We start from the raw sequence: 11,241 nt of genomic DNA, 5'->3' as shown, positions 1-11,241 counted from the left end.
TATAGAAAATCAGCCGCTTAGTACTAACCTTGACAATCCCGAAGCGCTAAGCTATCTTCGCCTAACGGACGAGCAAGAAAAAGGGGATTTAGTAGTAAACCATTTTGAAAAAAGTGTCCAGTTATTAGGGGGCTAAGACAACATACATAACGGTAAAATTGTCAATGAAATAAATTTGTCGTTGGGATTATTAAAGTCCGCTTCAAATATTGTCAAAGCTGGATATATTGCAAGTCCGCTAAAAAATATATAAACAACAAAACGGTCTAATTTGTCAAGCCACTTTTCTTGAAAAATTAGCTTGTTTCGTGAAACACTTTCGTTAATGTCTATTTTAGTTATGCGTCTCATTATGCTTGCTGGTGCGCCACAATGTGGCGTATATCTCTTGCATCAAAATTAACCCTAATTTTCATAAAGGCACAAAAATAAACCCCGATCAAATGATCGGGGTTCTTTTCATTTATACTAAAAGTTATATATTACTTCAACTTCCCAATAATCAACTCGGCCAATTCAATGCCAATACGTTCCTGTGCTTCTTCAGTAGCGGCGCCGATATGCGGTGTCAGTGAAATTTTAGGGTGAGTCAATATTTCTTTGCGTGGTTTTGGTTCGTTTTCAAATACGTCGAGGCAAGCGTGAGCGACTTTTCCGGAGTTCAAGGCTGCCAGCAGATCGATCTCGTCAATAGCACCGCCGCGCGCTGCATTGGCAAGCACAACACCATTTTTCATCAACGCGAATTCTTTCGCGGTAATTACTTTTCCGCCAGGTACGTGCAGGGTAATGAAGTCCGCGTTTTTCAACAACTCGTCCATTGAGATGGTTTTAATGTTCACACTCACTTTGTTCGCGCCGGCTATTTCAATATCAATTGTCGCTTCTTTTGTGAATGGGTCAGTTGCCAGCACTTTCATACCTGTGCCTAAAGCAATTTTCGCAACGGCTTGTCCGATACGGCCAAAACCGATGATGCCGATAGTTTTACCTTTCAGTTCAACACCTTTTGCATATTTTTTCTTTAATGTATCAAACTGTGCTTCACCATTAACGGGCATCTGGCGATTACTGTCGTATAAAAAACGTACAGCATTAAATAAATGTGCGAATACCAGTTCAGCCACAGAGTGGGAGGAAGCAGCAGGTGTATTCACCACCTGTATGCCTTTGCTTTTCGCGTAATCCACATCAATATTGTCCATGCCAACACCGCCGCGGCCAATAAGTTTAAGATTAGGGCAGGCATCAATAACTTCTTTACGCACTTTTGTCGCACTGCGAACAGTGAGTCCTTCGTAGTTATTTTTGTTAATGGCGTTTGCCAGTTCTTCCTGTGCTACTTTTTCAGTGATCACAGTAAAGCCGGCTTTTTCAAGCAGGCTTTTGCCATAGGCATCAATTCCGTCGTTTGCTAAAATTTTCTTCATAGTAAGTAGGTTGTTGTTTTATTATTGAAACTATGTGTGGACCGTTCTCTTTAGAGGAACCAAAGGATAGCGGGAGATCTAAAACCTATAATTATTCTCTCTCAACAAACTCAATAGGTACACTTATCAGCTTGCTGAACTCTTCGCCTGAATCGCGCATATCTTCGTCCTGTGCTATGTAAAACCAGCGTATAAGTACTTCGTGACCTTCGTTGTAATATGTATCAAGTTGTTTTAGAATATCAAGCAAATGCTTGGCGGATGTAGAGTTGAAGTAATCCAATGAAAAATCAAAAAGAACTTTGTTGGCTTTACCGCTCTGACCTTTCTGGTAAAACAATACCGCCTGGTATTGTTCCAGCCATTTTACAATAGGTTCGTAAAATTTGCCCGCATTTTCCGGCCGTGATTCACCCGCAATTTCAAATTTATTGTTAACCGGATCCAATATAACTTTAGGTGCAAATTCCGTTTGTTCGATAATATATGCGTCCATACCTGATTCTGTTTATGTTGTGTACTTTATACTACTGAGCTAACTTGTGTTTTTAAAATGTAGAAAGAAATTTTATCCTGAACGGGAATAAATGTGTACTCCAGTTTGTTCCCCGACTTGATCGCCATATCAATAATTCCCAAGCCAGCCCCTCCCTTCACCGATATTTTTCCTTCGGCCAATATATCGCGGTATACTTTTTTAATATTCTCCTTGTCAAGCGCGTTTACCTGGTCGATCATCTGTTTTAAATTATCCACCTGGTTATTGTAAATGTAATTACCCGAAACAACAAAGTAATTTTTATCATTTTTTCCAAGCAGAAAAAGTGAAGGCTGTAATCCCTTTTCTTCCACCTCCGAATGACGGGTGATGTTTTCGAGCGACTCAACAATAATGTTGTAAACCTTCTTTTTTGTAAGCAACTCTTCCTTTTGAAAACCAACGGAGTCGTTTTTTACACCTTTAAGTATGGCATTAATCAGTTCAGGAGTTACATCCCCCAGATAAGCAAGAAGAATTTGCTGGTCTGACATCAAACTGTAAGCATGCTCAATGAACTCAGAGTCGTTATTCATAAGGTCAAAATGAGGTATCTGTCACTAATATGGCAAATGTAATAGTTTTTTTTCAAAAAACACATTCCGGGAATTTCTAACTAATTCTCTTATAGAGAGTTGTTTTCCTCAACTTCGCTGTTACAAATCTGATGAATATATAAAGAACCCTATTTTAAGAGATCCGGTCTTCGTTTTTGAGTGCGTTCGAGGGCCTTTGCGGCCCGCCATTGTTCTATTTTCTCAAAATTGCCTGAAAGTAATATTTCAGGAACTTTCCGACCCATAAAATCCGCCGGTCGTGTATAAACAGGTGGGGCAAGCAAGCCATCCTGAAAGGAATCGGAGAGGGCAGAGGTCTCATCGGATATAACTCCCGGGATTAAGCGTATGATGGCATCCGAAATGATGGCGGCTGCAAGTTCTCCCCCGGATAATACGTAATCCCCTATTGAAATTTCACGTGTTATATAGTGTTCCCGCACTCTTTCGTCAATACCCTTATAATGACCGCATAAAATAATGATGTTTTTGAGTGTGGACAGGGTATTGGCGATCTTTTGACTGAATAATTCCCCATCCGGTGATGTGTAAATCACCTCATCGTATTTTCGCTGGGATTTCAGATGTTCAATACACGCAACAATAGGTTCGATCATCATTACCATACCCGCACCTCCGCCAAACTGGTAATCATCAACTGATTTGTGTTTATTTGTTGAATAATCACGTAAATTGATAAAATTGACTTCCGCCAACCCTTTAGAAATTCCACGTTTTAAAATAGAATGTTCGAATGGACTTGCTATTAATTCGGGGTGAATGGTGATAATATCAATGCGCATTGTACAAACCTACATTTTTCGGTTAAGTTATACAATGAAATCTATGGTATTTCTATTGTCAGATGTTAGTTGTAAGTTCACTAAAAACGTATAACAACAAATGAGAACCAACAACCATAATAATTTTGTTATTAAACAGAAAAGATTAAATTTGTAATAGAAGCAATAAAGCTAAATTTCATGTCGGATAATGCCTCCCTGTTGACCGTTGATGAAGTGTTGAAGGTCTATAACACCCCTTTACTTGAATTGATCTATAAAGCGGCTACTGTGCATCGCATGCATAATGATTCCGCGGAAGTACAGGTAAGTTCGCTGATTTCCATTAAAACAGGAGGCTGTTCTGAAGACTGCTCTTATTGCCCCCAGGCAGCCCGTTACCATACAGATATTGATGTTCATAAATTAATGACGGTTGACCAGGTAAGAAAAGCCGCGCAAAAAGCAAAAACGGGTGGAGCATCCCGCTTATGTATGGGAGCCGCATGGCGCGAAGTTCGTGATAACAGTGATTTTGACCGTGTACTGGAAATGGTAAAAGCAGTGAACAGCATGGATATGGAGGTTTGCTGTACACTCGGTATGTTAACTGAGTTGCAAGCCCAAAAGCTTTCCGATGCGGGTTTGTATGCTTACAACCATAACCTTGATACATCAGAAGAAAATTACAAGAGTATAATCACAACACGAACCTACGACGACAGGTTGAATACAATAAAAAACGTGCGAAAAGCCAAAATTACAGTATGTTCGGGAGGTATTATTGGAATGGGTGAATCGGTTGAGGATAGAGTTAAAATGCTTGTAACGTTGGCCAATATGAAGCCCCGGCCCGAATCGGTTCCGATCAACGCTCTTGTGCCGGTTGAAGGAACTCCCCTTGAAGATCAGCCTCTTGTACCAATATGGGATATGGTGCGGATGATATCCACCACACGTATTGTTATGCCCAAAACAGTGGTTCGTTTGTCGGCCGGCCGCACTCAGATGTCGGCTGAAGGCCAGGCATTATGTTTTATGGCAGGCGCGAATTCAATTTTTGCAGGTGATAAGCTACTTACAACTCCCAACCCTGATTTTAATGCTGATAAAGAGTTATTTAATATATTAGGTTTAACCGCATGCGAACCTTTTAAGAACAGTCAGCGTATAAAATCAAAATCAACCGGAATATTACAGAATTGAAATTTACCCGTAAAATCATATTGACCGTTTTGATGGCGGCGAGTGCGCTCGGAGCTTTTGCACAGGCAACCGGTTATTACCAAACACTTGATCGCAAGTTCAAGAAGTATTTTGTGGGTGTTTCCTATGGTGCCGGTACCGCAAGCTGGTTCTCGAACCTTGGCAGTTCTGAATTGTATGATAATAATGGTACAGTGATCCGTTCGGGCGACATGCGCTTCCGGGCCAAAAACCCCACAAGAATGCTAAACCTGGAGGTATCGGCTCCTGTTATGGCTGTTCGATTGGGTTTGGGAGTCAGTTTCGAAAATTTTTATCTTGATAAACTTACTTTGCGCAGCAATACCCCTGGTGCTGATGGCGCAATTGTAGTATATGATGAGAGTTTCCGTTTCGAAAAATTTTATGGACAGGTAGAAGTGCCGTTTAATTTTGAAACAAATAAATCATATTCATTTGGCTTTAAAGGCCACATAGGGTATTTCGGATTTTCAGGGGTTAAGCATTTTAACTTTTTTGGGGATGAACACCTGGCGCGTACCTTTTTTACCAATTTAGGACTGGTAGGCGATTATAAAATATTGGCACACACTTATTTTTATATGAACCCCGCATTCGAATATAAATATTTCAAAAACTCTCCCGAAGAAGCTCCCAGCGAGATCAAACACAATATCTTTTCCTTCAGCATTTCCGGAGGATTTCGTTTTGACGTATCAAGGGAATAAGCCTACCTTCGCTTTATGCAAACTCAGCACACAGCGGCCGCTGCTAACTCAGCTTTAAAAAAACAATTGGATAAACGGTTGTCGGATAACAGCCTGAGATCATTGCGTATATCCTCTGCCGATAGTATTGATCTTTGCTCGAACGATTACCTCGGTTTTGCGGGATCCGCGGAGCTTAATTCGTTAATTGAGTCTCAACCTGTTTCTGATGAACACCGTTTGAATGGTTCAACAGGCTCGCGTTTGCTTACAGGCAATTCAGCTTTGGCTGAAGATTTGGAAAAAAACATAGCCAATTATCATAAAGCGGGAAGCGGTTTGATCTTTAACTCAGGGTACGATGCCAATGTTGGATTATTTTCCTGCATTGCACAACGTAACGATACAATTTTGTATGATGAACTGAGCCATGCCTCAATCATTGACGGTATTCGCCTGAGTTATTCCAATTCATTTAAGTTCAGACATAACGACACAGATCACCTGGAAGAACTTCTGAAAAAAGCTGTCGGAACTGTTTATGTGGCTGTTGAATCTGTTTATTCCATGGATGGCGACTTTGCGCCGCTTCAGGAAATTGCCGGCTTGTGTAAAAAATATAATGCTGCTTTAATTGTTGACGAAGCGCACGCTACAGGTATTTTTGGAAAAGGAGGAGAGGGTAGAGTGGTGGAGCTTGGAATTGAAAATGACGTGTTTGCGCGCATGCACACATTTGGAAAAGCATTAGGGTGTCACGGCGCAATTGTATTGGGAACCGATCTGTTAAAACAATACCTGGTTAATTTTTCCAGACCATTCATTTATTCCACTGCATTGCCGCAGCAAAGTTTACTTGCTGTTAAATACGCTTACGGATTTCTGGAAAATAATATTCAACGTATTACACAGCTAAAAAATAATATTCACTTTTTCAGGGAAGAGGGAAAAAAGATAAAGGGGTTAAGGCTCATAGAGAGTGATAGCGCTATTCAATCTATACTCATTGGCGGTAATACCGAGGCTAAACAGGCTGCCAATACTTTGCAAACTGCCGGATATAATGTTAGGCCGATCCTAAGTCCGACTGTTGCCGCGGGAAGTGAGCGCTTAAGGATATGCCTGCACAGTTTTAATACGGAGAAAGAAATCACAGGATTATTGCAAGCAATTGAATTATTGATCCCATCACCGGCACAGATTAACAAATGAGAAAGATTTTTGTAACCGGTATTGGTACGGATGTTGGGAAAACCATTGTGTGTGCGGTTTTGACTGAAGCGCTTAAAGCGGACTACTGGAAGCCCGTACAATGCGGCACAGAGCCGTTAACCGATTCGCAATTAGTTAATCGTTTACTGACTAATATTACCTCCAAGGTTCATCCCGAAGCGTATTGTTTTAAACAACCGGTGTCGCCTCATGCTGCAGGAGAGCTGGAGGGAGTCAGAATTGATCTGAAAAAAATTGTACTGCCCCAAACCAATAATTCTGTATTGATCATTGAAGGGGCTGGAGGTCTGATGGTGCCGCTGAATGACACCGATCTCGTTGCAGATATGATAAGTCATTTACAAGCCGAAGTCATTGTTATAAGCAGCTTTTACCTTGGTAGCATCAATCATACACTGTTAACCTGCAACGAATTAAAAAGAAGAAATATTCCGGTTACAGGTATTGTTTTTAATGGTGAGTTTAATAAAGCTTCCGCTGATATTATTTTAAAGCAAACCGGTTTAAAAAAATTGGGAACTATTGCTCACGAAACGAACCTGGATAAAAATACAATTACCCGTTACGCATCTCAATTTGAAAAGGTAGTATGAGTCTTGTTGAAAGGGATAAAGCGATCATCTGGCATCCGTATACGGATGAGAAATTGTATGGAACACCTATCCCCATCATTTCAGCGAAAGAAACTTACCTGTTTGATGAGCATGGGAAAAAATATATTGACGCCATTTCTTCCTGGTGGACAAACATTCACGGGCACTCGCATCCGCATATTGCCCAAAAAGTAGCTGAGCAGGTAAAAAAACTCGATCATGTAATCTTTTCCGGCTTTACGCATGAACCGGCGGTTTTGCTGGCGGAAAAGTTATTGCATCGGCTTCCATCCGGCCAAAAGAAAATATTTTATTCCGACAATGGCTCAACCGCTGTTGAAGTGGCACTTAAAATGGCTTTTCAATATTGGTACAATAAAGGCCAAAAGCGAACGAAAGTTCTCGCCTTTAAAAATGGGTATCACGGGGATACATTTGGGGCAATGGCTGTGAGCGGACGGAGTGCCTTTACCAAACCTTTTAACGATCTTTTATTTGAGGTTGTTTTTATAGATATACCAACTTCGGTTTTAGGGTTAGATGGTTTCAGGTTTCAGGTTTCAGGTTTGAAGGAACAGGTTGCCTCATTTATTTTCGAGCCACTCGTACAGGGTACAGCCGGTATGGTCATATACGAGCCGGATGTTCTTAATGAAATGTTAGCTGTTTGTAAGGACAATAATATTATTACTATCGCTGATGAAGTGATGACAGGTTTTGGGCGGACGGGAAAGTTTTTCGCCACAGATCATTTATCAAATAAGCCTGACATTTTTTGTTTATCAAAAGGGTTGACAGGAGGCACTATGGCTATGGGTGTAACATCATGTACGCAACAATTGTTTGATGTATTTCAGGGTGGAGATAATTCAAGATCACTTTTTCACGGACACTCTTACACGGCCAATCCCATTGCCTGCTCTGCAGCTTTAGCCAGTCTTGAAGTTTTTGAGCAAAATGATGTATTTGCAGACATCACCCGAATTACTGAGCAACATAAAAAATTTGTTTTGAAGATAGATGCAAACAAAAAAGTGAAACAGGTGAGAAGCAGAGGAACTATATTGGCTATTGAATTAAATTCGGGTGAAGAAACATCGTACTTCAATACCATAAGGCTAGAGGCATATAACTTTTTCATCAGTAAAGGTATTTTAATGCGGCCATTGGGGAATATTATTTATGTGATGCCGCCCTATTGCATTTCAAATGATGATTTGAATTATATTTATGACTCAATCCAAGAATTCCTGGAAACTTTGTGATAAAAAAAAACATTGAAGAATATTTCAGTAAAGGCATTAAGTATGTTTGATAATCCTCGAATGTTTGTAAAATTATATTGTTTTCCTGCGTGCTGGCCTCGACAAAACGCGATGCCGAGTTGCCTTGTGCGGCAGGAATCGTTTTGTCTTGATTTCCCTGCCTGTAGGCAGGTTTTGTTACTTTTCTTCATCAAGGAAGAAAAGTAAGTACACTATTTATTTGCTTTAAGTAAGGTTATGCTATTCAATACCCGTAAAGATCTCGTTTTTATAATCCTCGCGGGTATTTTCATTACCAACGCTGTTGTCGCCGAATTAATCGGAGCTAAACTCATTATGCTGGGGCCATTTGTAATGAGCATAGGTATAATTCCCTGGCCCATTGTTTTTTTAACTACCGACATTATCAATGAATACTATGGCCGCAGTGGTGTGCGTAAATTGTCATTTATAACAGCCGGACTTATCGCTTATGCCTTTGTGATCCTGTTTTTTGCTATGCAGGTAAAAGCCGCTCCTATAGAAGCCTCTGTTACTGATGCTAATTTTAACGCTGTATTCGGACAAAGTATGTGGATAATAGTCGGAAGTATTGTCGCGTTCCTTACATCTCAGTTTGTTGATGTATTTGTATTCTGGCTTTTGCGCGACAAAACAGGAGGCAAAATGATATGGCTTCGGACAACAGGTTCAACCATTGTTTCGCAATTGATCGATACATTTGTGGTATTAGGTATCGCCTTTTGGCTGCCCGGTAAAATGACTACGGCTGTTTTTATAAATACAGCTTTAACGGGCTATTCTGTTAAGCTTGTAATAGCGATAGTTTTAACACCACTCATTTATTTGATACATTTCTGGATCGATAAATATTTGGGTGATAAAGAAGCGCATCAAATAATTAAGCAATCGGCACAGGAATCGTTGCATCATAAAGTTATAGAGTAATAAAAAACGTCTTTTTGACATAAAGGTTTAACCGGCAGGTTTTGTTACTTTTCTTCATCAAGGAAGAAAAGTAAGACTCAATTTCAGGTATTATCTTTAATATTTTAGATTCCATATGCATTTTATAGGAAAACGGATAAGTATCCTCGATAATGAAAATAAATTAAGTATTGTCATTTTTTCAAACCGCAGCCGTTTAAAAAATGTATTGCTCATCGGTTGGATGATAACCTTTACCGTTTGCGGACTAATGGCTATACCTGAGTTCATGCATGCCGCTGACCGCGATCGTAAACTATTCTGGCTGGTATTTATAAGTTTCTGGACTTATTTTGAACTGGTTGTTTTAAAAGCGGTTTTATGGCGTTTACGCGGTAAAGAAAAAATTGTAATAACAAAAGATGCTGTTAAAATAATGCGCGATGTAACCGGACTGGAGCGCTATAAAGAATACAGGGTGGATCAGATAAGCAATTGGAAGCGGGTTGAGGTGAATTCAAACAGCATACTGAGCAGTTACGAAAACGCCTATTGGTTTGTTGGAGGCGAACGTATAGCGTTTGATTATTATGGCCGTGAAGTAAGGATCGGCAGCCAGTTGAACGATGAGGAGACGGGAGAGTTATTGGGAAAGATCAAGCATTATTTCAGTAATATCATTTGACTTTATTTCACAATTTTAGGTGGATTGAAAATATTTGAGTACTATTTAAATACTTTTTCTATCTTTGTAACTCAAATGACAAACAAGTTAAATAACAACTGGTGGTGGCTGTCTCGTTAAGGGGAACAGCAATTTGTTATCATAACATAACTATATAACCGAAAGGCCTGCTGTTCAACCAGTGGGCTTTTTGTTTTTAGTAAGCTTAAATAAGCATGAAATACAAACTACATACGCGGCACAAACGATTATTAACGGATATATTTACTCCTGTGAGTATCTATTTAAAGTTGCGTGATAAATTTCCGAACAGTATTTTATTAGAGAGTTCGGATTATCATGGAAATGAAAATAGTTTTTCTTTTATATGTTGTAACCCGATAGCGGAGATCAAAATAGAGAATGAAGTGATCACAGAGCGATTTCCGGACGGAAAGATAACAAGGACCCAGATAACAGATAAAATCATTGTTCCGGATTTTATAAAAAGCTTTGCTGGTAAATTTGAAACAGATAAAACTGATTTTAAGTTCATCAGTAATGGACTGTTTGGCTATACTGCCTATGATTCTGTTCGCTATTTCGAAGATATTGAGCTTAATTGCAAAAAGAAACCCGAAACACAAATTCCCGATGTTATATATGGTGTATACCAATTTGTGATCGCCATTAACCATTTTAAAGATGAAGCTTTCTTGTTTGAACATACCTGCGATGGCCTGAAAAACGACTTTTCCATTGAGCATATTGAGTCGTTCATGGCAAATAAAAATGTGGCCCAATTCAGATTTTCAACGGATGGGAAAGAAGGATCGAATATGTCGGATGACAATTATGTTCGGATGGTGAAGAAGGGTAAACAAGAGTGCAAGCGGGGAAATGTATTCCAGGTTGTATTATCCCGTGAGTTCATGCAGTCGTTCAAAGGAGACGAGTTTAATGTCTATCGTGCATTGCGTTCTGTCAATCCCTCCCCGTATTTATTTTATTTTGATTACGGCAGTTTTAAAATTTTCGGTTCATCGCCTGAAGCGCAGTTAGTGGTGCATAATAATGTAGCTGAGATACATCCCATTGCCGGAACTTTTCGCCGGACCGGCGATGATAATACCGACAGGGAGCTTGCTGAAAAATTACGTGAGGATAAAAAAGAAAAATCAGAGCACGTAATGCTTGTAGACCTGGCCCGGAATGATCTGAGCCGCAGCTGTACGGATGTTAAGGTGGATGTGTTCGCTGAAACCCAGTTTTTTTCTCATGTCATACACCTTGTTTCAAAAGTAATCGGGAAATTAAAAAAGGGAACAAATGGTACCCG

The 11,241-nt window shown here is 39.8% G+C and carries 12 protein-coding genes; 8 read left to right on the top strand and 4 right to left on the bottom strand.

All coding sequences use genetic code 11. The annotated features are described in order from the left end of the window. Positions 1-482: 482 nt before the first annotated feature. From HYU69_01455 to trmD, 4 genes are all read right to left on the bottom strand, one after another. Positions 483-1,430: a D-2-hydroxyacid dehydrogenase gene (locus tag HYU69_01455; GenBank protein MBI2269003.1), complete on the bottom strand. Its 948-nt coding sequence runs from the start codon at positions 1,428-1,430 to the stop codon at positions 483-485. A gap of 91 nt (positions 1,431-1,521) precedes the next feature. Then, on the bottom strand, positions 1,522-1,926 hold the full coding sequence (locus HYU69_01450) for a DUF1987 domain-containing protein (protein MBI2269002.1): 405 nt from the start codon (positions 1,924-1,926) through the stop codon (positions 1,522-1,524). A gap of 26 nt (positions 1,927-1,952) precedes the next feature. Then, positions 1,953-2,504, bottom strand: coding sequence for a hypothetical protein (locus HYU69_01445; GenBank protein MBI2269001.1), 552 nt, complete (start codon positions 2,502-2,504; stop codon positions 1,953-1,955). Positions 2,505-2,653: 149 nt separating this feature from the next. Further along, positions 2,654-3,328: a tRNA (guanosine(37)-N1)-methyltransferase TrmD gene (trmD, locus tag HYU69_01440; GenBank protein MBI2269000.1), complete on the bottom strand. Its 675-nt coding sequence runs from the start codon at positions 3,326-3,328 to the stop codon at positions 2,654-2,656. Positions 3,329-3,508: 180 nt separating this feature from the next. Here trmD and bioB point away from each other — a divergent pair, with 180 nt between their 5' ends. The 8 genes from bioB to HYU69_01400 form a co-directional block, all read left to right on the top strand. Next, positions 3,509-4,513, top strand: coding sequence for a biotin synthase BioB (gene bioB / locus HYU69_01435; protein MBI2268999.1), 1,005 nt, complete (start codon positions 3,509-3,511; stop codon positions 4,511-4,513). A gap of 29 nt (positions 4,514-4,542) precedes the next feature. Then, the gene (locus HYU69_01430; GenBank protein ID MBI2268998.1) at positions 4,543-5,241 is read left to right on the top strand and encodes a hypothetical protein; all 699 of its coding nucleotides are present in this window, start codon (positions 4,543-4,545) and stop codon (positions 5,239-5,241) included. Between the two features lie 15 nt (positions 5,242-5,256). Beyond that, a complete protein-coding gene (locus tag HYU69_01425; protein ID MBI2268997.1) occupies positions 5,257-6,432 on the top strand; it encodes an 8-amino-7-oxononanoate synthase in 1,176 nt (391 codons plus the stop codon). Next, on the top strand, positions 6,429-7,046 hold the full coding sequence (bioD, locus tag HYU69_01420; GenBank protein ID MBI2268996.1) for a dethiobiotin synthase: 618 nt from the start codon (positions 6,429-6,431) through the stop codon (positions 7,044-7,046). The genes HYU69_01425 and bioD overlap by 4 nt, the downstream gene beginning before the upstream one ends. Further along, on the top strand, positions 7,043-8,311 hold the full coding sequence (bioA, locus tag HYU69_01415; GenBank protein MBI2268995.1) for an adenosylmethionine--8-amino-7-oxononanoate transaminase: 1,269 nt from the start codon (positions 7,043-7,045) through the stop codon (positions 8,309-8,311). Before bioD ends, bioA begins: the two co-directional genes overlap by 4 nt. Before the next feature lie 237 nt (positions 8,312-8,548). Continuing rightward, on the top strand, positions 8,549-9,259 hold the full coding sequence (locus HYU69_01410; protein MBI2268994.1) for a queuosine precursor transporter: 711 nt from the start codon (positions 8,549-8,551) through the stop codon (positions 9,257-9,259). Between the two features lie 115 nt (positions 9,260-9,374). Next, entirely contained in the window at positions 9,375-9,923 is a 549-nt protein-coding gene (locus HYU69_01405; GenBank protein ID MBI2268993.1) for a hypothetical protein, read from the top strand. Positions 9,924-10,138: 215 nt separating this feature from the next. Then, the coding region (locus tag HYU69_01400; GenBank protein ID MBI2268992.1) for an anthranilate synthase component I family protein at positions 10,139-11,241 on the top strand (1,103 nt) is incomplete at its 3' end.

Source organism: Bacteroidota bacterium, from assembly GCA_016183775.1.
Taxonomy (GTDB): Bacteria; Bacteroidota; Bacteroidia; order JABDFU01; family JABDFU01; genus JABDFU01.
Note: the sequence above shows the minus strand (reverse complement) of the source record. Positions and strands in the feature narration are given on the sequence as shown.